This is a genomic window from Chryseobacterium sp. D764 (assembly GCF_019317325.1).
In the GTDB taxonomy this organism is placed as follows: Bacteria; Bacteroidota; Bacteroidia; order Flavobacteriales; family Weeksellaceae; genus Chryseobacterium.
Map to the genome: position 1 here is coordinate 4,899,871 of NZ_CP079219.1, position 21,812 is coordinate 4,921,682.

At 35.6% G+C, this 21,812-nt stretch carries 24 protein-coding genes and 1 riboswitch; of the genes, 8 read left to right on the forward strand and 16 right to left on the reverse strand.

What is annotated here, in order from left to right; all coding sequences use genetic code 11:
- Positions 1–235: 235 nt before the first annotated feature.
- From KYG33_RS22280 to KYG33_RS22300, 5 genes are all read right to left on the reverse strand, one after another.
- A complete protein-coding gene (locus KYG33_RS22280; protein ID WP_077415084.1) occupies positions 236–1,111 on the reverse strand; it encodes a LysR family transcriptional regulator in 876 nt (291 codons plus the stop codon).
- A 132-nt stretch (positions 1,112–1,243) separates the two neighbouring features.
- Complete coding sequence (locus KYG33_RS22285) at positions 1,244–2,551, reverse strand: voltage-gated chloride channel family protein (protein ID WP_219072439.1); 1,308 nt, start codon at positions 2,549–2,551, stop codon at positions 1,244–1,246.
- A gap of 31 nt (positions 2,552–2,582) precedes the next feature.
- Positions 2,583–2,650: riboswitch (Fluoride riboswitch) on the reverse strand.
- Between the two features lie 110 nt (positions 2,651–2,760).
- The gene (locus KYG33_RS22290; RefSeq protein WP_077415082.1) at positions 2,761–3,594 is read right to left on the reverse strand and encodes a GLPGLI family protein; all 834 of its coding nucleotides are present in this window, start codon (positions 3,592–3,594) and stop codon (positions 2,761–2,763) included.
- A gap of 18 nt (positions 3,595–3,612) precedes the next feature.
- Positions 3,613–4,488 carry a sugar phosphate isomerase/epimerase family protein gene (locus tag KYG33_RS22295; protein WP_219072440.1) on the reverse strand — a complete coding sequence of 292 codons (876 nt, stop codon included), beginning with the start codon at positions 4,486–4,488 and terminating at the stop codon, positions 3,613–3,615.
- Complete coding sequence (locus KYG33_RS22300; protein WP_077415078.1) at positions 4,488–4,955, reverse strand: acyl-CoA thioesterase; 468 nt, start codon at positions 4,953–4,955, stop codon at positions 4,488–4,490. Before KYG33_RS22300 ends, KYG33_RS22295 begins: the two co-directional genes overlap by 1 nt.
- A gap of 121 nt (positions 4,956–5,076) precedes the next feature.
- Between KYG33_RS22300 and KYG33_RS22305 the strand changes: the two genes are divergently transcribed.
- From KYG33_RS22305 to KYG33_RS22320, 4 genes are all read left to right on the forward strand, one after another.
- Entirely contained in the window at positions 5,077–5,430 is a 354-nt protein-coding gene (locus tag KYG33_RS22305; protein ID WP_180565536.1) for an arsenate reductase family protein, read from the forward strand.
- Positions 5,431–5,596: 166 nt separating this feature from the next.
- Positions 5,597–5,785, forward strand: a complete 189-nt coding sequence (locus KYG33_RS22310; RefSeq protein WP_180565537.1) for a hypothetical protein — start codon at positions 5,597–5,599, stop codon at positions 5,783–5,785.
- Positions 5,786–5,869: 84 nt separating this feature from the next.
- The gene (locus KYG33_RS22315; RefSeq protein WP_077415070.1) at positions 5,870–6,436 is read left to right on the forward strand and encodes a Crp/Fnr family transcriptional regulator; all 567 of its coding nucleotides are present in this window, start codon (positions 5,870–5,872) and stop codon (positions 6,434–6,436) included.
- A gap of 53 nt (positions 6,437–6,489) precedes the next feature.
- Positions 6,490–6,969 carry a hypothetical protein gene (locus tag KYG33_RS22320; RefSeq protein WP_180565538.1) on the forward strand — a complete coding sequence of 160 codons (480 nt, stop codon included), beginning with the start codon at positions 6,490–6,492 and terminating at the stop codon, positions 6,967–6,969.
- Between the two features lie 67 nt (positions 6,970–7,036).
- Here KYG33_RS22320 and gcvT read toward each other — a convergent pair whose 3' ends face one another.
- Genes gcvT through idi form a run of 3 tightly spaced genes read right to left on the reverse strand, consistent with a single transcriptional unit; the run spans position 7,037 to position 9,104 of the window.
- Positions 7,037–8,113, reverse strand: coding sequence for a glycine cleavage system aminomethyltransferase GcvT (gene gcvT, locus KYG33_RS22325; RefSeq protein ID WP_047383418.1), 1,077 nt, complete (start codon positions 8,111–8,113; stop codon positions 7,037–7,039).
- An 8-nt stretch (positions 8,114–8,121) separates the two neighbouring features.
- Entirely contained in the window at positions 8,122–8,595 is a 474-nt protein-coding gene (locus KYG33_RS22330; protein ID WP_219072441.1) for a hypothetical protein, read from the reverse strand.
- The gene (idi, locus tag KYG33_RS22335) at positions 8,595–9,104 is read right to left on the reverse strand and encodes an isopentenyl-diphosphate Delta-isomerase (RefSeq protein ID WP_077415064.1); all 510 of its coding nucleotides are present in this window, start codon (positions 9,102–9,104) and stop codon (positions 8,595–8,597) included. Before idi ends, KYG33_RS22330 begins: the two co-directional genes overlap by 1 nt.
- A 318-nt stretch (positions 9,105–9,422) precedes the next feature.
- Here idi and KYG33_RS22340 point away from each other — a divergent pair, with 318 nt between their 5' ends.
- Together KYG33_RS22340 and KYG33_RS22345 are read left to right on the forward strand one after the other, a co-directional pair.
- Positions 9,423–9,833 carry a phosphoheptose isomerase gene (locus KYG33_RS22340; RefSeq protein WP_077415062.1) on the forward strand — a complete coding sequence of 137 codons (411 nt, stop codon included), beginning with the start codon at positions 9,423–9,425 and terminating at the stop codon, positions 9,831–9,833.
- An 86-nt stretch (positions 9,834–9,919) separates the two neighbouring features.
- The gene (locus KYG33_RS22345; RefSeq protein ID WP_077415060.1) at positions 9,920–10,879 is read left to right on the forward strand and encodes a D-2-hydroxyacid dehydrogenase; all 960 of its coding nucleotides are present in this window, start codon (positions 9,920–9,922) and stop codon (positions 10,877–10,879) included.
- 75 nt (positions 10,880–10,954) lie between these two features.
- On the opposite strand, the gene mscL is transcribed toward KYG33_RS22345, so the two are convergent.
- Entirely contained in the window at positions 10,955–11,332 is a 378-nt protein-coding gene (gene mscL, locus KYG33_RS22350) for a large conductance mechanosensitive channel protein MscL (RefSeq protein WP_077415058.1), read from the reverse strand.
- Positions 11,333–11,577: 245 nt separating this feature from the next.
- Here mscL and KYG33_RS22355 point away from each other — a divergent pair, with 245 nt between their 5' ends.
- A complete protein-coding gene (locus KYG33_RS22355) occupies positions 11,578–13,095 on the forward strand; it encodes an NAD(P)H-hydrate dehydratase (protein ID WP_219072442.1) in 1,518 nt (505 codons plus the stop codon).
- Positions 13,096–13,215: 120 nt separating this feature from the next.
- Here the strand turns inward: KYG33_RS22355 and lgt are convergent, their stop codons facing one another.
- Positions 13,216–14,019 (reverse strand): prolipoprotein diacylglyceryl transferase, encoded by an 804-nt coding sequence (gene lgt, locus KYG33_RS22360; RefSeq protein WP_257469013.1) that lies wholly within the window; start codon positions 14,017–14,019, stop codon positions 13,216–13,218.
- 503 nt (positions 14,020–14,522) lie between these two features.
- Positions 14,523–14,774, reverse strand: coding sequence for a membrane protein insertion efficiency factor YidD (yidD, locus tag KYG33_RS22365; protein WP_047423501.1), 252 nt, complete (start codon positions 14,772–14,774; stop codon positions 14,523–14,525).
- Positions 14,775–14,875: 101 nt separating this feature from the next.
- Here yidD and KYG33_RS22370 point away from each other — a divergent pair, with 101 nt between their 5' ends.
- Positions 14,876–16,153: a replication-associated recombination protein A gene (locus KYG33_RS22370; RefSeq protein ID WP_077415054.1), complete on the forward strand. Its 1,278-nt coding sequence runs from the start codon at positions 14,876–14,878 to the stop codon at positions 16,151–16,153.
- Positions 16,154–16,201: 48 nt separating this feature from the next.
- On the opposite strand, the gene KYG33_RS22375 is transcribed toward KYG33_RS22370, so the two are convergent.
- The 5 genes from KYG33_RS22375 to KYG33_RS22395 all read right to left on the reverse strand — a co-directional run bounded on the left by KYG33_RS22375 (position 16,202) and on the right by KYG33_RS22395 (position 21,676).
- Positions 16,202–16,639, reverse strand: coding sequence for a hypothetical protein (locus KYG33_RS22375; protein ID WP_077415052.1), 438 nt, complete (start codon positions 16,637–16,639; stop codon positions 16,202–16,204).
- Between the two features lie 115 nt (positions 16,640–16,754).
- Positions 16,755–18,986: a DUF2339 domain-containing protein gene (locus KYG33_RS22380; RefSeq protein ID WP_219072443.1), complete on the reverse strand. Its 2,232-nt coding sequence runs from the start codon at positions 18,984–18,986 to the stop codon at positions 16,755–16,757.
- 111 nt (positions 18,987–19,097) lie between these two features.
- The gene (locus KYG33_RS22385; RefSeq protein WP_077415048.1) at positions 19,098–19,808 is read right to left on the reverse strand and encodes a hypothetical protein; all 711 of its coding nucleotides are present in this window, start codon (positions 19,806–19,808) and stop codon (positions 19,098–19,100) included.
- Between the two features lie 364 nt (positions 19,809–20,172).
- A complete protein-coding gene (gene pheA, locus KYG33_RS22390) occupies positions 20,173–21,021 on the reverse strand; it encodes a prephenate dehydratase (protein WP_180565543.1) in 849 nt (282 codons plus the stop codon).
- 241 nt (positions 21,022–21,262) lie between these two features.
- A complete protein-coding gene (locus KYG33_RS22395; RefSeq protein WP_077415044.1) occupies positions 21,263–21,676 on the reverse strand; it encodes an acyl-CoA thioesterase in 414 nt (137 codons plus the stop codon).
- Between the last annotated feature and the right edge of the window lie 136 nt (positions 21,677–21,812).

Here is a 21,812-nt window from a genome sequence, read left to right on the forward strand (position 1 = left end):
AGATAAAAGATGAAAGATGAAAGATGAAAGATGAAAGATGAAAGATGAAAGATCTTGTCGTTAAATTTACTATTTGCTTGACTACATCAATAAGGTTGAGCTTTAGCCCAGCCAAATAAATTTTAAAAATTGCATTGGCTTTAGCCAAAACTTAAAAGCTTTGTATATTTTTAATAACCATGCTAAAAAATAATAGGATTTTCTATTATTAATAGATTTTTACATCATAAGAGGATTACTCTGCAAATCTCAGGAAAAGCTTAATCAGCTCAGATTGTTGTCCTTTAGGCAGAATAAAATGAAAATCTCTTTCAATACTGAAGTTTTTGATGTCAATGACAGCCAGTACATTATTCTTAAGTTCGTTGAGGATCGTGCTGATCGATAGAAATGCCATACATTCCGAGTGAAGAAGATAGTTTTTGATACTCTCACTGCTTCCCAGCTGCATAACGGTATTCAGTTCATGGATATTGATGTCTTTCTCTTTAAGCCTGTTTTGTATAAACTCAAGTGTTCCGGAACCCTGTTCTCTGAAGATCAGATCCAGATGATAGAGATCTTTTAAGTTTAAAGTTTTATGGGCAAGAGGATGGTCTGATTTTGCTGCCAGAACAATTTCATCAGGCTTAAAAGTCCTGTATTCAAAATAAGAAGACTGTGATTCTCCTTCAATAATACCCAGATCTATTTTTTCTTCTTTTAAAAGTGTTGAGATCGTTTCTGTATTTCCCGTAAGAAGCTCAATCTTAATATCTTTATAATAAGAATTGAATTTGGCTAAAATTTCAGGTAAAATATACTGTGCAACGGTTGTACTGGCCCCGATAATCAGTTTTCCTTTATGCTGCTGACTGATCTGGCTGATTTCAAATTCCATGTCACGGTAGATACTTCTGATCTTTTCTGCATGTTCATACAGAATCTTTCCGCTCTGAGTAAGCTGAATAGAAGTTCCTTTACGGTCAAATAGCTTGGCACCTATCTGAGTTTCAATTTCTTTAATGTGTTTGGTAACAGCAGGTTGTGAAATATGAAGCTCTTCTGAAGCTTTAGTGAAACTTAATCGGGAAGCTACCGTATGGAAAACTTTTAATCTGTAATCGAACATGGGGTAAAATTACGAATTATAGTTGGAAATGGAGAAAGAGGTGTTGGAGAGTGGGAGGGTTTAAGGTTTAGAGTTTAAGGTTGTAGGTAACCAGCAACAAAAACAACTAGCAACAAGCAACAAGAAAACGGCTCATAAAAAATCCGAAACAGACTTATCCTGCTGACTTTCAAATCTTCTGTTTTTCGCGTCTCCGATTTTCTGTTGGGTATAAATACTATTGTGCCCTGAAAGAAGATAAGATACAACACAGGCAATGGCTATGTATACACCACATTCTGCTCCAAATAATTCGATTCCCATCAGCATACAGGCCAAAGGAGTATTGGTTGCTCCGGCAAATACTGCCACAAATCCCATCCCTGCCAGTAATCCGAACGGCAATGGAATAAAGACAGATAAAGCACTGCCTAAAGTTGCCCCGATAAAGAACAACGGGGTAACTTCTCCACCTTTGAATCCAGCTGAAAGTGTAACAATAGTAAAAATCATTTTTAAAGCAAAATCATACAAAGGAAGCTGCTTTTCAAAAGATTCTACAATCACAGGAATTCCTAATCCGATATATCGGGTGGTACCCATTGCAAAAACTGCCAGGGCAATGATAACTCCGCCTGCTACAGGACGAAAGGGTGGATATGTAATTTTTGATTTGAAAACAGAACCCATCCAGTGAATGATTTTACTGAAAGCAGCGGCACATATTCCAAAGATTATTCCTGCCAGAATACTGTATAGAATCGGTAAAAACTCAAGTTTTGGGATAAAATCAATATGATAATGGGTATGTTTTACATTCCAGAGATTAGTAGCCCAGTCTGCCAGAATTGCAGAAGCGAATGCCGGAAAGATGGCATTATAACGGATTCTTCCGATCAGAAAAACCTCAAGACCAAACACTGCTCCCGCCAGTGGAGTTCCGAAAACAGAACCAAACCCGGCCGCAATAGCCGCAATAATTAATATTTTTCTTTCATTTCTGTCAAGTTTAAAAGGTTTCGCAAGCTGATCAGCAATAGCACCTGCCATTTGAAGAGCTGTTCCTTCACGGCCTGTAGAACCTCCGAAAAAATGGGTTGCCATTGTTCCGAGATACACAAAAGGTGCCATCTTGAACGGAATAATTTCTTTGGGCTCATGAATAGTATCAATCAGCAGGTTGTTTCCCGCTTCCACATCTTTTCCGAAGTAATAATAGAGAAGTCCTATCAGAAATCCTGCCACAGGAAGCAAAGCAATCAGCCAGAGATGATTTTCCCTGAAATTCGTTGCCCATTCCAATGATTGAAGAAATCCTGCAGAAGCTGTTCCTACCAATGCGCCAATAATGGTACTAATACACAGCCATTTTAAAATATAAGGCAGCGACGGAAATTTTCTGAAGAAAAAATGAGTGTGGAATACTGCTTTTTTACCAAGTGTTCTTTGACTTTTTGACATAATAATCCTGATTAGTTATTTGTTAATAATCTTTTAATCAGGCGTCATCAGCTTTTGTAAAGCGGTTGGGTAAGGAAGAACACCATTTCCTTTTGTTCATGCAAATATATGAATAAAGATAAAAGATAAAAGATAAAAGATAAAAGATAAAAGATAAAAGATAAAAGATAAAAGATAAAAGATAAAGTCGCTAAACAACTTCTATGTTTTTAATAATGTATGGCCTTATCAATCTCAAGCGGATTGTTGTACTTTCTTATCACTTCCTGCATGCTTTTGGTCTGAGTGTTCAGCTCATCCACATTGCGGATCTCTTTTCCGTTGATATTTATTTTCAGGTCGTTGTTGGATTTGCTGAAATTGTTTCTTTCAAAAGCAAAAGGATCATTGTAAAACTCCATGATCAGTTTATATTTCTGTTTTTCATTGATGGGAATAGCTTTATTTCCGAAATTGGATTCAAGAAAGTTATCGGTAGCATATGTCTCTGTCAGCTCCTGACTTTTGATAAGATGATAAATGAAATTTTTCTTTGTATCAGAGATTTCAAATACCAAACCTGGAAGTCCTGAAAATTTAAAAGGACCTTCATTAAATGGGATCTCTTTATTGAACCAGGCAATCCAGCTTCTTCCACCAAACTCAGCCGTTGCTTTTTGTAATGTATATTGCTGAACATGTCTGGTTTCGCTGGAAATATTCCACTTTATTTTATCATTGGTTTTAAAGGAGTAATATCCAAATTTTATATTGATAAAATTTTCATTTTCATTAGTGTTTATCTTTCTTTTTACCACTTGTCCGGTCATATCAACGTGTTTATTGTCCATGTTTCCGAATTTTTTATTCAAAGAATCTGCGATAAGAAGATTTCTTCCGTAAAATTTTACCTCTTTCGGATTAATATCTAAAATCATGTTGAATTTCTGATATTCAGATTCCGTAGAATCCATTTTTAATTGAAGCTCATAAATAAATCGATGGGTTTGTGAGTTCAAAGAAATAATAATCAGTAAGCAAAAGAGTTGTAAAATATTTTTCATGATTAAATATCTTTAGATTCAAGTTTCATTAAAATAAGAATGTTCAAGAATATACTTTTTACTCATCTTTATGCTGTCAAAAATATCTTTATCACTGGAATCCTGTTCCAAAAACCAATGTTTCAATCCTGCTTTTTCTCTGGCTTCGAAAATTTTTTTAAAATCAAGGGTTCCGTTTCCGATTTCTGCAAAATCTTTTGTTCCTGCTTTCATATCTTTCACATGCCACAATGGAAATCTTTTCGGATATTTTTCAAAATAAAGTAACGGATCTAAACCTGCTTTTGAAATCCAATATAAATCCAGCTCCATCTTAACTGCATCTGATGAAGTATTTTCTAAAATGTAATCATAAAAATTATTCCTTTCATCCATCTTTAGAAATTCAAAATCGTGATTATGATAAGCCAGCTGAATTCCGTTTCGTTTGGAGAGATTTCCTGCATTTTCAAGAATGTCAGGAAGTTTTTTATAATTTTCAAGTGTTCTTTCCGCTTCGGGAAGGTAGGAGCAAACTGCATATGTAGAACCAATAATGCTGAGATCATCCAACGTTGTATTCCAGTTTTTCAAAAGAGTTCCATCTTTAAGGTCTGTAATTCCGGTTTGATGATGTGAACTGATCACCTTTAAACCATGAGCAGACAAAATATGTTTAAATTCTTTTGCTGTTTTTCCGAAAAACTTTCCGTCATAACCATAGATTTCAAATGCTGTAAAACCAAGTTCTGCCAGTTTTTCAAAAGTCTTCTCGAGATTATTAGCAATGGAATCACGAACAGTGTACAGTTGAATGGCTAATGGTTTTTTATTCATATTTAAATTTGAAACTCCACAAGAATACAAACCCAAAAATCCCAATGAAGAAAGTCTGATGAAATCTTTTCTTTCCATTATAAAAAAGGTTTCATCTCATCCTCAATCTGTGTTCTTAATTCCATCAGACGTTTTGCATATATTTCCTGCTGTTTTTCTCCCTCTGTTTCCGGTATCCATTTGGGTACAGGCAGTTTTTTCCCATTTTCATCTACAGCAACAAAAACAATGATACAGTGGGTTTTTTTCTCAAAATTTGGCTGTTTCAGGTTTCTTGAAAAAACATTGATGGCGATATGCATACTTGAAGTTCCCGTATAGATTACCTGGGCATCTACTTTTACCACTTCACCAATTTTAATAGGGTCATAAAAACGGATTCCGCCTACATATACTGTGACGGAATAATTACCACTCCAGGTTGTCGCACATGCATAACCGGCCTGGTCAATCCATTTCATAACACTTCCTCCATGTACATTTCCTCCGTAATTAACATCTGAAGGCTCCGAAATAAACTGAAAAGTAATAGGCTTGTTCTGCATCTTTATAAAATTTTAATAAAGTTATTTAATAATTTCCAAAGTTTTAGATTAAATCCTACTTTTGAAAGACGAAACTTTCGATGAAAGAGAATTTTAACCCATAACAGATTTAGAAACCGTAATGAAGAAAGTATTTTATCTCAACACATGTGATACCTGCAGAAAAATTTTAGCCCAATTTGATCTTACAGGCTGGGAACTTCGAGAAATCAAAAAAGAACCAATCTCGAAAGAAGAATTGGCGGAAATGCATAAAAAAACAAAATCATATGAAGCGTTGTTCAGTAAAAAATCTACTCAGATCAAATTAAGAGGATTAGATGTAAAATCCTTAACAGAAAAAGATTTTAAAGAACTTTTATTAGACCATTATACTTTTCTGAAAAGACCAGTTTTTATTACAGATAAGGAGATTTTCGTAGGAAATGATAAGAAAAATGTTGAAGAATTACAGAAATTCTTTGGGGTAAATTAACTTATAAGACTTTAAATAGCTAATCTGTCCTGCTCAGTAATGATAACTTTCATTATTGAGCAGGACATTTTTATATCCTAATTAAAATGCTCTAATTTTATAAGTGTTTGATTATTATCGGTTTTGTGTTTGAATGTTTATATTTGTAATCACCAAAATTTACAATATGAAAACAAACTTTTCAAAAACAAAGAATCTTAACAGAGCTGCATTAAAGAACATTAATGGAGGATTGAGACCTCTTATTGTTAACTGCTTTACTTTATGTGGGCCCGCAGGCGGAGTAATTTCCAATACACCGGGAGTAGGCGATGCCTGTAGTCCGGACAGAAAAGTCTGCTGTATCTGTAATTAAATGTAAAAAGAGGCTGTTATGGTCTCTTTTTTTTGTTTTTAAAGGTTAAATCCTAATTTTACTCTTCTTAATTTTAATATTTAAATGGAACAGATCCGGACTTATTTTGAAAAATCAGTTACAATGTCTGATCAGGATTGGGAGTTATTTTCATCAAAACTTGAAAGACAGAAGTTTTCCCGGAAACAACATCTGATCACTGCCGGAAAAACGGAAAATTATCTTGCTTTTATAGAAAAGGGAAGTGTAAGGTTTTATATTCCTAGGGAAGAAGATGATTTTACATTTTCATTTTCGTTTGCCGGAGAGTTTGTGAGTGCTTACGACTCTTTTCTTACGCGGAAACCCTGCAGTTATCATATTCAGGCCCTTGAAGAAACTGTGCTTTGGCGTATTTCACATCAGGATCTCAATACAGTCTATGAGAAAACAGAAATAGGAAATAAGATTGGGAGATTTGCCAGTGAAGGGCTTTATCTGGATAATTTTAAAAGAGAAATATCATTGCTGACCCAAACCGCCGAAGAACGGTATCTCGCCTTATTTTCAGAACAGCCGGATATTTTAAAGTATATTCCCTTGAAATATATTGCATCTTATATTGGGATCACTCCACAAGCCCTCAGTAGAATCAGGCGTAGAATTTCTTAACCTGGGTTCATTGTTTTGCCTGAATGGATGGCAGAACTTTGCAAAAAAAAGAAATGCCTGAAGCTATTTTACCTATCGTTCTGATCATCTCCCTGATCATTTTTAAACTGACCCGTAAAGAGTATGAATTTGCTCTTTCAGCCAGAATCGCTATGGCGGTGATGCTTTTAACTGCCGGAATTGCCCACTTTGTATATACACAGGGAATGGCATTGATGATTCCTCAAATCATACCTTATAAAACAGAAATGGTGTATGCAACCGGTTTTTTGGAAATTATCGGAGCGGCAGCATTGTTGATTCCGGGATTTCAGAAAACCATTGGCTGGTTGCTCATTGTGTTTTTTGTTCTCATCCTTCCTGCCAATATATATGCTGCATGGGAACATGTGAATATGAAGGCGGGGGACTTTTCAGGAAGTGGAGTGTCTTATTTATGGTACAGAATTCCACTTCAGCTGGTTTTTATAGGCTGGGTTTATTTTTCCTGTATCGGAATTCCAGTAAAGCTGAAACCTGAATTTGATGTATAATAATGAATAAAAAAAGGATGTCTCAAAGTAGAGAACATCCTTTTTTTGTCAATATCTTCTTGAACAATTATACAAAAGGAGCTTTTACCACTTTTGCAGGAATGTTCTTGTTTCTTACCTGAATAAAGATTTCAGATCCTAATTTGAAAAGAGGCTTGTCTACATACGCAAGACCCAAACCGATTTTCTTCATTGGAGACTGTGTTCCTGAAGTTACTTTTCCAATTACATTTCCTTCAGCATCTACTACAGGATAATCATGTCTTGGAACTCCTTTGTCTGTAAGTTCGAAAGCTACTAATTTTCTTGTAACACCTTCCTCTTTCTGTTTTGCGAAAGTATCTTTAGAAACGAAGTCTTTATCAAACTTAGTGATCCATCCTAAACCAGCTTCAATAGGAGAAGTAGTATCATCAATGTCATTTCCGTAAAGACAGAACCCTTTTTCTAATCTTAAAGTATCTCTGGCAGCCAATCCACAAGGAATAATTCCTTCTTCTTTACCTGCTTCCATTACCGCATCCCAAAGTTTTTCAGCACTTTCGTTATTGAAATAAATCTCAAAACCACCGCTTCCTGTATATCCGGTGTTTGAAATAATCACATTATTTTCTCCTGCAACACTTCCCACTGTGAAATGGTAGTAAGGAATTTCTGAAAGATTTACCTCTGTAAGCTTTTGAAGGATTTCCGTTGCTTTAGGCCCCTGAACTGCCAATAATGACATTTCATCAGAAGCATTAGTCATTTTAGCCCCGAAAGTATTGTATTTTGAAATATGATTCCAGTCTTTGTCAATGTTAGATGCATTTACAACCACGAAATATTTGTCATCTTCCATTTTGTAAACGATAAGGTCATCTACAATTCCTCCGTTTTCGTTTGGAAGACAAGAATACTGAGCTTTTCCATTTTCCAGAGCATCTACATTATTGGTCGTTACAAACTGTAAAAGATCTTTTGAACCCGGCCCTTCGATGAAAAACTGTCCCATGTGGGAAACATCAAATAATCCTGCTTTTTCTCTTACTGCAAAGTGCTCTTCTGTAACCCCTGAATATTGAACAGGCATTTCAAAACCCGCGAAAGGTACGATCTTAGCTCCCAAAGAAACATGTTTGTCGTACAAGGCTGTTTTCTTCATATTTAATTTTATTTCTTTATTTTAAAACTGTTAAAAGTCTCATTGAATTGGGTCATGTAGTTTCCGTTCCAGAATTTCTGGCCACAGTTGATGGAAACTAAATATAAGTTTTTGTCTTTTTGAAAAACTTTGGTTATCCAGAACAGCTTCTCTTTTTCATCAAAGTGTTCATATAGATATTCTGTATATCCTTTTTGGCTCCTTTTATCTTTTACTTTGTTTACTTGATCTTGTGACGGATAAAGTGCCAGGATGAATTTTTTAACTTCTTCTTTTGAAAGTGCTAAATCATGATATTCCGAAATCGTAATAGCCCCAATCTGGCTGGTAGGAAAAATATTGATGATCTCACTGTCATTCGTAGATTTCCACCCGTCAGGAACGTTAATAGAGTAGTTGGAATTTTCGTATACTTTTGCTTTTTGGGCAAAAAACAGACTTCCCGTTACAATTGCAGAAAAAAGCAATATTTTTTTCATCATTAAAAATGGTGTTTATATTCTTCGAGGATGATTTTGAACCATTCTGTAAAGTTTTCAGGATGTTCAGAGATTTCTCTGTCCAGATTTTCCGGGGAAATAAACCTTACATCTTCCACTTCTTCTTTATTCAGATTGAAATCAGCTTCATGGTTTCCCACAAATACATGATCCAGCTCGTGCTCCCAAAGGCCGCTACCTACATCTGCTTTATAAATAAAATTGAATTTTTCCGAAAGTTCTGCCTCAATTCCGAGTTCTTCCTTTAATCTGCGTATTGCTCCTTCCTTATAGGTTTCCCCATGTCTTGGATGTGAACACACAGCATTGGTCCATTGATTGGGAGAATGGTATTTGCCTGAAGCCCTTTTCTGAAGAAGCATTTCTCCTTTACTGTTGAACAGAAATACAGAAAAAGCACGGTGTAACAGGCCATTGATGTGAGCCTGCTGTTTTTCCATCAGCCCTAAAACTTCATCTTCAGGATTTACTAAAACGACAAATTCTTCCATTCCTACAAATGTAAGAGTAATAAATGTATTTTGGAAATTTTTAGATAAACATCATGCTTTTTGTAATAATGTTGAGAAGGCAGAGAATGTTTACAGGCAAATCTGCAAATTCACTTTTGCCCCTTTTATCTGTCTTTATATATTACTCATAAAAAGAAATATCAAAACGAAAAATTTTAACTATTTGTAATGAAATGACTAATAAAATATTGATATAATTCTTTAAATAATAGTTTTTTTAGTATATTTTTAACATAAACTAAGTTTAACGTGCCTGATAGTTGTAAAAACGCTAACTTTGTTACTTAATATTTAGTAATGGAATTAGAATACATTGAACACATTAGTCCTATTCTAAAGGATGACATAAAAAATTACTTAATAGATATCGACGGAACCATTACAGATGACGTTCCCAACGAAGAACCGGAAAGAATGGTGACCTGCGAACCTTATCCTGATGCGTTGGAAACTATCAACAGATGGTATGATGAAGGGCATCAGATCTGCTTTTTTACTTCAAGAACCGAAAATCTGAAACAAATCACCATAGACTGGCTGGATAAGCATGGCTTCAAATACCACAGCGTACTTTGCGGAAAACCAAGAGGAGGAAATTATCACTGGATAGATAATCACCTGGTAAGAGCTACAAGATACAAAGGAAGATTTACAGATTTGGTAGAAAAGCAAGTGACCATTGAAGTATTCAAAGAAGACGGCGAATAAAAATATAATTCAAAGATTTAAAGATTAAATGTGAATCAGTTCCTTTAATTTTTAAATCTTTCATTTTTTAATATACTCGATATTTTATGAAAGTTTTAGCAAACGACGGCCTGGATCAATCTGGAATAGATGCATTGACAGAAAAAGGCTTTGAGGTGATCACTACAAAAGTTTCACAGGAATTTTTAGTAGATTATATTAACGAGCACAAAATCCGAACTCTATTGGTGAGAAGTGCTACGCAGGTAAGAAAAGATATTATTGACGGATGCCCATCTATAGACATTATTGGCAGAGGTGGAGTAGGTATGGATAATATTGATGTAGACTATGCAAGAGAAAAAGGAATCCACGTGATCAATACTCCTTCAGCTTCTTCGGAATCAGTGGCTGAACTTGTTTTTGCCCATTTATTTTCCGGCGCAAGATTTCTTCAGGATTCCAACAGAAAAATGCCTTTGGTAGGAGATACTGAATTTGGAAGTCTTAAAAAAGCATATGCTGCCGGTATCGAACTGAGAGGAAAGACAATTGGTATTGTTGGGATGGGAAGAATTGGCCAGGAAGTAGCCAGGATTGCTTTAGGACTAGGGATGAGAGTGGTTGCAGCTGATAATAATGTAGGAAAAGCCAGCATTAAAGTAAAGTTTTATAACAACCAGTTTATCAATGTTGATATAGAAACAGAACCATTACAGGAGGTTTTGAAACATTCAGATTTTATTACGCTGCATGTTCCGGCTCAGAAAGAAGGCTATATGATTGGCAAGAATGAATTTGAAATAATGAAAGACGGAGTAGCTGTTGTCAACTGTTCCAGAGGAGGAGTTATTGATGAAGCAGCGTTGATTCAGGCATTGGATTCCGGTAAAGTAAGATTTGCAGGATTAGATGTTTTCATTAATGAACCAACACCTTCTAAAGAAATCCTTAGTCACTCTAAAATCTCTCTTACCCCTCACACAGGAGCTTCTACTCTTGAAGCACAGGACAGGATAGGACTTTCCCTGGCTGAGCAGATTTCAAGTATTTTACAGATTCAATAATTAATTTGAAATGATATAATAAAAGCACCTCTATGGAGGTGCTTTTTTATTTTTAAACTGTTGTGAGATTACAGATTATATATTCTTGCTTTTCAATAAATCTCTGATCTCTGTCAGTAATTTTTGATCTTCAGTAGGTCCTGCAGGAGCTGGAGCTTCTTTTTTGTTCACTTTATTCGCAAATTTAATAATCCAGAAAAGAACCATAGCAATACAAAGGAAACTGATTACAGCAGAAACGAAGTTTCCGTATGCAACACCATTCCATGAAAGTTTTGCAATGTTTTCTGCACCTGCTGCTTTCAATGCCGGGTTTAGTATCAGAGGAGTGATTACATCTTCCACTAAAGACGAAACAATTTTACCAAAAGCTGCACCAATGATCACACCGACAGCCAGATCGAGAACATTCCCCTTAAAGGCAAATTCTTTAAATTCTTTAACAAATCCCATAATTTATATTTTTTTAATTAGTATATACACAAAAATATAATTTAAAAATGTAAAAAACACTAATTTTTATAGTTTTTTATTCCCAAAACATTGAGTTTTATGATGAATTCATAGAATTAGGTTTAATGAATATTTTAGCATTATACAGATCCTTTATTTCATTCATGAGGTCTCCCTATTTTTATTATTGAGGTGGCATCATAATGAAAAATCTTTTGTAATTTGCTTAAAAGTTTGTTTTACTTATGAAGATTTTTACCGCAGAACAGATACGCAGCTGGGATCATTTTACAATTTCCCATGAGCCGGTTTCATCCATCCAATTGATGGAAAGAGCTTCGATGGCTGCAGCCCACTGGATTTCGGAACACTGTAAAAATCATAAAAAACTGGCCGTATTTTGTGGTAACGGAAACAATGGAGGAGATGGATTGGCGGTAGCGAGAATACTGTACCTGAAAGGCTTTGATGTAGATGTATTTATAGGTGATTCCAAACGGAAATTTTCGGAAGATGCTTTGGTTAATTTGAAAAGACTCCGTGATTTGTCAGGAATTTCGGTCAGAAAATATGATCAGAGTGAACACTATAATTTTGATGATAAAACAATCATTATTGATGCTCTTTTCGGAACAGGTTTATCCAGACCATTGGTAGGTGAGTACAAAGAACTTGTTGAGCAGCTGAACGCCCGAAAGAATATTAAAATATCCATTGATGTTCCTTCCGGGTTGTCTGCAGATGAAATATTTGACAATGATCCAGTTATTCTGAAGTCTGATTATACCCTGACTTTTCAATGCTGGAAAAGAACATTCCTGCATCCCGAAACCGGAAAATATACCGGAAAAGTGGAAGTACTGGATATTGACTTAAGCAAAACCTATGCTGATACAACTGATGCGGAATACTTTATCATTGATGATCAGCTGATAGAATCTGTATTCAAGCCAAGACAGGAGTTTTCTCATAAAGGAAGCTATGGCAAGGCTGCAATCATAGGAGGAAGTTACGGGAAAATAGGTGCTGCTGTTCTGGCTACACAATCGGCCTTAAAAACCGGAGCTGGCCTAACCTTTACGCTGGCACCGGAATGTGGATATGAGATACTGCAGACCTCATGTCCGGAAGCTATGTTTATAGCAGGAGGAAAGCAGTTTGTAACCAGCTTAGAGGTAGATAAAGATTTTATCTGCGGCATAGGACCTGGATTGGGAACTCATTCAGAAACTGAAAAAAGTTTTCTGAGCTTTCTGAAAAACTATACAAGCCCGTTGGTTCTGGATGCTGATGCATTGAATATTATTTCTAAAAAATCAGAAAATTTAAAATTAATCCCAAAAAAATCAATCATTACTCCTCATCCGAAAGAGTTTGAAAGGCTTTTCGGAAGTACGGAAAATTCTTTTAAGAGACTAGACCTGGCCAGAGAAAAAGCAAAAGAACATCGTATTTATATTGTATTGAAAGATCATCATACACAAGTTATTACTCCGGAGGGAAATGTATTTTACAATATAACCGGGAATGCAGGTCTTGCGAAAGGAGGCAGTGGAGATATCCTTACCGGAATTCTGACCTCACTTTTAGCGCAGGGTTATTCTGAAGAAGAAACCTGTATTTTAGGGGTGTGGTTTCACGGGAGATCGGCTGATCTTGCTTCAGAAAAATATTCAAAAGAATCTATGCTTCCTACAGATGTTATTGGTGAATTCGGAAATGTTTTTGAGGAGCTGAACACGAAAGTTGCGAAGAGCTTGTAACAGAATAAATGAGCTGAATGGCTTTTTAAAATAGACTTAAAAAGAAAAAGGCAAATTTGTAGCGCTACAAATTTGCCTTTTTTATCTTAAAACCGGAGTTTTTCAGTTTCCAGTGTGTGCTTATGCTTTTTCAATATATTCCGGTTTCTCATTTTCTTCCGGAGTGATCTTAAATTTCTTGGAAATGATCATAATAACAACTCCTGCAATCATAAACGGAATAGAAAGTACCTGGCCTGTATTCAGACCTCCAATCTGGATGAATTCGTCACCTTGCGGCTCTTTAAGAAACTCAACAAAGAATCTGATGGCCCAAAGAATAATAAAGAACAAACCGAATAACCATCCCTGCTGATATTTTTTATCTGTTTTTCTGTAAAGTATCCATAATAAAATGAAAAGAAGAACGTACCCTACAGCTTCGAATAGCTGGCTTGGATAGCGGGGTACGGTAAGACCATATTCACTGCTTTGCTGTGGGAAAAGCAAGGCAAAAGGAGAGTTTGGATCTGCAGGTTTACCAACGATTTCAGAATTGAAAAAGTTTCCCATCCTTACAAAAGCACCTCCTAAAGCTACTACAATACCTAATCTGTCGTATACCCAGAATGGATTTTTTTTGATGATTTTAAATGAATAATAAAGAGTGGTGAAAATCAAAGCAATAGTCGCTCCATGGCTTGCCAGTCCTGAAAATCCAGTGAATTTAAAACCATTTTTTGTGCTTATGGGTAAAAATACACTCCAGAAATCCTCTTTAAATAATTCCGGCTGATAAAAAATAACATGTCCTAGTCTTGCTCCAAGGATTGTTCCAATTAAAGTCCATGTGAAAAGAGGTTCCAGGTATCTTTGGTTAATATTGTCAATCTTAAAGATTCTGGTCATTAAAACATATCCGAAACCAAATGCAAATACAAACATCAAACTATAAAAGTGAAGCGTGAATGAGCCGATATGAAGACCTTTTGAAGGATCCCATATTTTAAATGAAGTTTCAAGTTCTACTTTATCAGAATCTGTGATAGGTTTTGCAGATTTTACCGCATATTTGAATGTTGTAACATTTTCCTGGGTAGCAGGAGCGTCTATCAGCTTGAAATTTTTATCAAAAAACTGATATTTGGAATCCTTGAATCTTGCCAATGCTGAAGCCGCATAATTATAATAAGCAGGTTCAAGGCTGGATCCGTTAAGGATAACTACAACATTATTGTTAATGGCTCTGTCCGGAAAAGCGGTCAGGTCTCCCATTTCTGTGGTAGAATAGATTTTTACCGGAACATTGTTTCCGTTGATATCTAAAGTTCCGTCAGATAACCCCCCAGGGTATTCCTGTGCAAAAAGAAGCTGCGTTGTGAACGCAAACAGCACAAGATAAATTCTGAAAAAAATAGTATTCATTTTCTATTGATTTAATAGTTTGATTATTGACATTTATGTTTGGGTGGAACGGGATCATAACCGCTGCCTCCCCACGGATGGCATCTTAAAATTCTTTTAAATCCCAGCCAGAATCCTTTAAAGATCCCATGAACCCGAAGAGACTCAATCATGTAATGAGAACAGGTGGGCTCGTACCGGCAGTTTTTGGGAAGTAAGGGCGAGATGAACCATTGGTAAAATTTTATCAAAATTACCAGCGGAAATGTAATGATTTTATTGAATGTAAGTTTCAAAACAATGCAAAAATAGGGTAAAAAAATGAAAATTAGTTTAATTTTGTTATAAGTTTCGGGGATCAAAAGTCCGGAACATTGATCTTAAAAAAAGAATTACTTTGAATCAAAATATTCCATTAGCTGAAAAATTAAGACCCAAAATCCTGAACGATGTATTGGGGCAGGAACACCTTACCGGCGATAAAGGAACAATCAGAAAAATGATTGAAAATGACACCCTGAATTCGCTGATTCTCTGGGGACCTCCCGGAACCGGGAAAACTACATTGGCTGAAATTATTTCAGAGCAGTCGGGAAGAAAATTCTATAAACTTTCTGCCGTTTCTTCCGGAGTAAAAGATGTTCGGGATGTAATTGATGATGCCAGAAAACAAAATCTGTTTTCAGGGAAATCTCCCATCCTGTTTATTGATGAGATTCACCGTTTCAATAAATCCCAGCAGGATTCGCTGCTGCATGCAGTAGAAAAAGGCTGGATTGTTCTGATAGGAGCGACTACGGAAAACCCAAGCTTTGAAGTGGTTTCAGCATTGCTTTCAAGAAGTCAGGTTTATATTTTAAAAGCCTTGAGCTATGAAAAACTGGAGGAGTTGATTGATATTGCTTCTGAAAGATATAATAAAGATGAAGAGACTGATTTTAAAATCCTTGAAAAAGAAGCTTTCATTCAATATTCGGGCGGTGATGCCAGAAAGTTAATCAATTCTATAGAATTGGTTTTGAATCAATATAAAAATTCAAACACCAAAGAAATCATCAATACTGATGTTCTTGAAGTTCTTCAGGAAACAATGGCGCTGTACGATAAAAACGGAGAGCAGCATTATGATATTATTTCAGCCTTTATCAAGTCAATGCGTGGGGGTGATCCTAATGGTGCTGTTTATTGGCTGGCAAGGATGATTGCCGGCGGAGAAGATATTAAGTTTATTGCCCGTAGAATGCTTATTCTGGCTGCTGAGGATGTGGGATTGGCTAATCCGAATGCGCTGGTGGTTGCCAACAATTGTTTTCAGGCGATCAATGTGATCGGGAATCCTGAAGCGAGAATTATATTAAGTGAAACAGCTGTATATCTTGCAGTTTCTCCTAAAAGTAATTCTGCTTATATGGCCATTAATGAAGCGTTGGCTTTGGTGAAGCAAACCGGAAATCTGCCGGTACCGCTTCATTTGAGAAATGCTCCTACAAAACTGATGAAAGATCTGGATTACGGAAAAGAATATAAATATGCCCATTCTTATGAAGGAAACTTTGTAGAACAGGACTTTCTTCCTGAGGAAATCAGGGATGTGAAATTATATGAGCCCGGTAATAACTCTACGGAAAAGAAGATTTATGAGGAGCTTAAGAAAAAATGGAACAATAAATATTAAAAATAAAAAAGGATGCTGAAAAACGGCATCCTTTTTATATTATTCAAGTTATTCGGTAGTATAGATAAACAATGTTTTCTTACCGTTGTAATCTTTTGTTTCTGCTCTTTTCTTGATCTCAGGATAGATCATTGTGCTGGTATCTGTAAATTCATAACCTTCAATAAATACAGGATTGTCTGCCGGAAGATTATATTGAGCATTCATATTGGATAATGCCATTCTGTCGAGTATATTTTCTCCGTTTTTGAATTTGTATTCAGTCACCCCTTTTGTAAAAACAGAACTGTATTTTTTTAAACTTTGGGGAAGACTTGCCGGAGTATTGTATACTTTAGAAACCTGCAATACGTTCTTTTTCGCATTGAACAATTCTACTGTTCCGACGGCGTTGTCAGCGACTGCAAACTTCACAGCAGGATTTTTTTGCTGTGCAAATAAAGTAGCAGAAGAGAGTATTAAAAAAGAGTAGAGTAATTTTTTCATAATCAGAATATGTAACTGTTAAAAACGTGATAAATATAGTTATTTTTTATAAAATGTGAATGAAATCTTAGATTGTTTTACATTTTATTTATAATAAAAACTTTTATCTTGAGTATCAGTCTGTAGTTTCCTCGCTTTTGTCTTTTTTATCAACCATGTTTCTGATGATATTTTTCAGTCGTTGGAAAGCGAAAGAACTTAATAATAAGATAATTCCGAGCGCAATAAAGGCGCTGATTCTTGAAATATTATCCATTTGCCATACATCATAACCGTAGAGTTTTAAAACCATGAGCCCTATCAATGCGAAACCAACCTTGTTATATTCCTGGATATCCTTTTTCAGGCCCATATAAATAAAAATACTGGCAAGAATAGTCCATATAATAGGAAGGTAGAGAATATTGAAGTGTGCGCTTGCTTCATAAGAATGAGGAATGTCATTGGAAACCATTAAAACATAAGAATGATGAAGCTCACAGCTTACGGAAATGATAAGTGCCAAAGACAGGATCCAGTAAGAAATTCTGACTTTATGAAATTCAGATGACGGAATGATTCGTGAAATTACATATATAAAAGGAATCCACTGAAGCAGATGTAGTAGGTAAAAGCTTAAATGAAGTTTTTTCGTTAAAACAGCCGTGACAACGGGTAGTGTAGAAATTGAAGTATTAAGAGTTATCAGAAAGAAAAACAGATAAATCAGAACGGTTTGAACATCACTTCTGATATTCAGCGGTTTTCTGAAAAGGAGTAATGTAAATAGATAATAAATACTGAATAGCAGTCCTATGCTGACAATTGCTGACCAGGGCATCTCTGAAACGTGGTAGGTAAGCTCAAAAAGAAGACTTAAATAAATAACTCCATAGCTCACCACGGTAACCAGGTCTTCAAAAAAGGTATTAACTTTTTCCTGTGACTCTTTTCCTGTATTTCTTAACAAGTATAAATTGATCATTATAGAAATGATGGTAAACGAACTGGTGATAAATGGAGGATTGAATATGATATTAAAATTTGTTGTTCCCAGATATTCTGTCCAGGTAACAATCTGAGCGATCATAACCAATGGAAAAAGAATGTAAAAGAAAATCTTGAAAATTTTATGACCTGTTTTTTTCCAGATAAAAAGAAGCAGGGTAGTTTCTATGGCCCAGATACTGGTGATAAGATGGGTTTTAAACTGAATAGCGATGGCAATGGTGATAAGGCTGGTAACGAGTCCTGCAAATACAGAATAAGCAATTCCGAAGTTTTTGCGCCCATATTCTCTGAAGAGCAGAATAGAATTGACTGCAGCAAAGACAAGCGGAAAAATAATTGGAGGTTCATAGGCTAAAGTATCGAAAATATAGAACAGTCCCAGAACACTCGAAAAATTAGCAAAAGCAAGTATTAAGATATCAGATGTTGAAAGTATACCTTTCCTGATGTAATCATGCAGAGCAAAAAGGTAGAAAATCACATAACTGATCATGTAGAAAGTGATACTTAAAAGTTCAGGGCTCACATTCGTCCAATAAAATAGATAAGCGGTAGTAAAAATATAGGCAGTCCATCCCACGCTTTTCCAGTGTTGAAGAAAAGAGACAACCAGCATTCCAATATTTAAAAGAGTCAGGTAAATAAAAAGGAAAGGGTAGTTACTTTGCCCGGTACTGATCATCAAAGGAGCACTAAAGCCTCCTATTAAAGAGAAAATAATTAAGACTTCACTTTTATAGTAATAGGATAAGATAATGGATGCTGCTGTAATCAGTGCGGTGATAACAAAAGCTGTATTTTGTGTAAAAAGATGATATTCCCGGAAAGCAATGGTTGCCGTGAAATATAACACAGCAATTCCGCCTCCGGTTATAATAGAGGCAAATGCTGTATAATTCTTTCTGAGGAAATGTCCTGTAATAATAATTCCTGCTCCGGTACAAAAACCAATACCTGCTCTTGCTGTTTCTCCAATCCAGTTTTTATCAATAGCATACTTCACAAAATAACCGATTCCGAGAACAAGAGTAAAAATACCAATGATGGTAAGTGCATTTTGTTTTAAAAAATCAAAAACAGGAGCCAGCCAGTCTTTTTGAGCTGGTGTTGGGACTTCTTCATTTTCTTCCCCATGTTTTGTTTCTTCAGGAACAATATGATGAGATTGTACTTGCTGAGGAACAATAGTTTCTTCCGGTGAGTTTTTTTGATGAATCACTTCAGATTGAGCCGGAGCCTTATTTATTTTATGATTAAGGTCCGAGATTTCCTTTTCAAGTCTTCTGATTTTAGTATTCAGATTGTTGAAAATGATGAAGATTACTATAAGTATGATGACAGCAACAAGTTCATTCATTTCATTAGTTTTATCAAATATAGAGAAATGTTTGAAAAGCTATTTAAAAAATTAACCCATCACTTATACTGTGATGGGTTAAATGGTATAGATAACTAACAATATGTTTTACTAGTTGGATACTTTGTAAATGTAGAATGATGCAATACTGGATCCTAGAAGGCCTGCATTAATAACACCAGAATCTACAAGTCCAAAAGAGACTTTATCTCCTGCCTGGAATGAATATAAAGAGTTGATGCTGGAGTCAGAAAGTGTTAGGTTGATTGCTAGCGCAAGATTAATACCACTGAAAGGGCGAGTGTCTATTATTGTTGACACTGCTGCTCTGGTTCTTGCGATTCCAATTCCCGGCCCTCCTGATAATAATGATGCCTGTAGCCCTGTACCATATCTGAATGCAAATCCAATAGCATATACTCCTGTAGATGGGATGGTGTAAGAACCGTCAGTATCTGTAAATAAAGCTGCGCTACCTATATTTCGGTCAGCTGCTACAAAGTTGACAGGCTGGAAGGATGCAGGGAAAACTCCCACACTCAAAAGGTTGATACCGGTTGTTTTTTTTGCTGCATATACCGTAGTGTTGGTTCCTGATGCGGCTATTAACAGCGCAGGATCTACAGAGTAAACCTGAGTACTTCCCTGGTTAATTGCTAAAACCTGATAGCCAGGTAATGCTGTAGCTGCGGGTGTATCTCTAACTTTCAGTGTTCCATTAACGTCTAGGGTTGCGGATGGAGTAGCTGTATTAATACCAACTTGCGAAAATAAAGGTAGGGTTGCGCATGCTAACATTAAGCTGTAAAGTTTGGTTTTCATGATCAAGATTTTTAATTAGTTGCTTAGCAAATATACAATAAAAATTATACCCATCATTGTGAAATTTATAATTTTAACATTAATATGATGTAATATATTTAAACATATGTTTGTATTTTGGGTAATGTTATTACATAATTTAATTACGAGTTATTATATTTGACTATTGATTAATCGTCTGTTTATAAGGTGTTTAAAGATGAAATTTTCTCTCCGTTGTGTGGGTTATTTTTGTGATAAAAGAAAGATGTTGGACACCTGATTTTTCTCTATATAAATTGTTTTTTTTTCTCGTTTTTAATAGGTTTAAAAGCAAAAACACTGCTTTAATGGCAGTGTTTTTAGTGTATTTATCTACTTTTTTCTAGCTCTCCAGGAGGAATTCTTTATAGTTTCCAAGAAAATCAACATTAGCATGGATAGATTCCAGTTCTTTGAGGGCGTTTCCATGTAAGACTTCTTTCCAGGGTCCTTCTACATTAATAAAGAAGAAATAATTGCCCAGTCCTGTCTTTAATGTTCTGGATTCAATTTTGCTGAGGTTCATCTTTCGCCATGCAAAAACCGATAAAACCTGATGTAGCCCACCTGGATGATCTTCAGGAAGCGTGATCAGCATTCCTGCTTTTTCTCCTAAAGTTTCCAGCTTGTTATTTTGGTATGTACTCTGTTGTTTAGAGATAATGATAAATCTGGTGTGGTTCTGTTCAAAATCCTGAATATTACGGTTGATGATTTTCAGTCCATATAAATTGGCGGCAAACTGGTTGGCAACTGCTGCAATAGCAGTCTCCCTATTCTCTGAAACAAATTTCGCAGCAGCAGCTGTAGAAGAAAAATCCTGCTTCGGAATTTCCTTATAATGTGTATCCAGAAAATGGAAGCTCTGTGCCAGGGCCTGTGGATGTGAATATATTCTTTCAATATTCTCAATAGAATTTTCCGGATGAATCATCAGGTGATGCGCAATAGGCATTACCGCTTCTGCTTCAATTTTAATAGACGGGGTTTTATATAAATAATCCAGCGTCATAGAAACCGTTCCCTCAATAGAGTTTTCCAAAGGTACAACAGCCTTTACTGCTTCTCCGTTTTCAACAGCCTTAAAACAATCCAGAATACTGGCTTGTGGTAATAACTCTTCATCAGGAAACAACTGGGCTGCGGCAAGCTGGGTGAAACTGGCATGAGGTCCCAAAAATGCAATCTTCATAATATAATATATAAGGGATGATTAAAATAAAGGTACAAAGGTGCGAATTAATTCATAAATAGAGTTCAAAATTCAAGGTTTTGGGTTTAATGTTACTGATTGCTCTTTTTTGTTCCCGGTTGAACGGTTTTGTTATTATCCGAATATCTTAAATCTTGGCTCTTGTTTCTTATACCTTAAAAAATCTTTATTACTATTTCACAGAAAATTTCCCTGGTTCCTGCAACCTAATTCCTATCATCTAAGCTCCTTTCCAGTTCTTCTCTATCATTTCCATCAGAAAATCGGGGCACTTAATAATCTTGTTGGTTTTTGCATCCAGAAAGAATAGAGTAGTGGAAGCTTCTGTTATTTTAATATGCTCTTCATTGTAAATTTCATATTCAAATTCGATTCTTACTCCTGGAATTTTTTTAACATAAGTATGGATTTCTAATTTTTGATCATACAAAGCTGGTCTGATATACTTAATTTTATAGTCCGAAACAGGAAGCCAAATTCCTTGGTTTTCAATTTCATCGTATGAAATTCCTATGCTTCTGAAGAGCTCAACTCTCCCCACTTCGAAGTATGTTGCATAGTTGCCGTAGTATACGTATTTCATAGGATCTGTTTCTGCGTAACGTACTCGTATTGAGTGTGTTGTGTGTATCATTTTAGGTGCTAAATTATACATACAAATATATTTTTAAATAATCAATACCTGCAATATTTTTTTTTGAAAAGAAAAAATTGGACCTTTGTCTTCCTTCTAAACACAGTACAAACAAAGAATAATCGGGGCATAAAAA

Excerpts from the sequence above, each read along its gene's own strand:
- KYG33_RS22280 (WP_077415084.1), bottom strand. The coding sequence starts at position 1,111 with ATGTTCGATTACAGATTAAAAGTTTTCCATACGGTAGCTTCCCGATTA.
- KYG33_RS22285 (WP_219072439.1), bottom strand. The coding sequence starts at position 2,551 with ATGTCAAAAAGTCAAAGAACACTTGGTAAAAAAGCAGTATTCCACACT.
- KYG33_RS22290 (WP_077415082.1), bottom strand. The coding sequence starts at position 3,594 with ATGAAAAATATTTTACAACTCTTTTGCTTACTGATTATTATTTCTTTG.
- KYG33_RS22295 (WP_219072440.1), bottom strand. The coding sequence starts at position 4,488 with ATGGAAAGAAAAGATTTCATCAGACTTTCTTCATTGGGATTTTTGGGT.
- KYG33_RS22300 (WP_077415078.1), bottom strand. The coding sequence starts at position 4,955 with ATGCAGAACAAGCCTATTACTTTTCAGTTTATTTCGGAGCCTTCAGAT.
- KYG33_RS22305 (WP_180565536.1), top strand. The coding sequence starts at position 5,077 with ATGAAGAAAGTATTTTATCTCAACACATGTGATACCTGCAGAAAAATT.
- KYG33_RS22310 (WP_180565537.1), top strand. The coding sequence starts at position 5,597 with ATGAAAACAAACTTTTCAAAAACAAAGAATCTTAACAGAGCTGCATTA.
- KYG33_RS22315 (WP_077415070.1), top strand. The coding sequence starts at position 5,870 with ATGGAACAGATCCGGACTTATTTTGAAAAATCAGTTACAATGTCTGAT.
- KYG33_RS22320 (WP_180565538.1), top strand. The coding sequence starts at position 6,490 with ATGCCTGAAGCTATTTTACCTATCGTTCTGATCATCTCCCTGATCATT.
- gcvT (WP_047383418.1), bottom strand. The coding sequence starts at position 8,113 with ATGAAGAAAACAGCCTTGTACGACAAACATGTTTCTTTGGGAGCTAAG.
- KYG33_RS22330 (WP_219072441.1), bottom strand. The coding sequence starts at position 8,595 with ATGATGAAAAAAATATTGCTTTTTTCTGCAATTGTAACGGGAAGTCTG.
- idi (WP_077415064.1), bottom strand. The coding sequence starts at position 9,104 with ATGGAAGAATTTGTCGTTTTAGTAAATCCTGAAGATGAAGTTTTAGGG.
- KYG33_RS22340 (WP_077415062.1), top strand. The coding sequence starts at position 9,423 with ATGGAATTAGAATACATTGAACACATTAGTCCTATTCTAAAGGATGAC.
- KYG33_RS22345 (WP_077415060.1), top strand. The coding sequence starts at position 9,920 with ATGAAAGTTTTAGCAAACGACGGCCTGGATCAATCTGGAATAGATGCA.
- mscL (WP_077415058.1), bottom strand. The coding sequence starts at position 11,332 with ATGGGATTTGTTAAAGAATTTAAAGAATTTGCCTTTAAGGGGAATGTT.
- KYG33_RS22355 (WP_219072442.1), top strand. The coding sequence starts at position 11,578 with ATGAAGATTTTTACCGCAGAACAGATACGCAGCTGGGATCATTTTACA.
- lgt (WP_257469013.1), bottom strand. The coding sequence starts at position 14,019 with ATGTTTGTATTTGCATTTGGTTTCGGATATGTTTTAATGACCAGAATC.
- KYG33_RS22375 (WP_077415052.1), bottom strand. The coding sequence starts at position 16,639 with ATGAAAAAATTACTCTACTCTTTTTTAATACTCTCTTCTGCTACTTTA.
- KYG33_RS22380 (WP_219072443.1), bottom strand. The coding sequence starts at position 18,986 with ATGAATGAACTTGTTGCTGTCATCATACTTATAGTAATCTTCATCATT.
- KYG33_RS22385 (WP_077415048.1), bottom strand. The coding sequence starts at position 19,808 with ATGAAAACCAAACTTTACAGCTTAATGTTAGCATGCGCAACCCTACCT.
- pheA (WP_180565543.1), bottom strand. The coding sequence starts at position 21,021 with ATGAAGATTGCATTTTTGGGACCTCATGCCAGTTTCACCCAGCTTGCC.
- KYG33_RS22395 (WP_077415044.1), bottom strand. The coding sequence starts at position 21,676 with ATGATACACACAACACACTCAATACGAGTACGTTACGCAGAAACAGAT.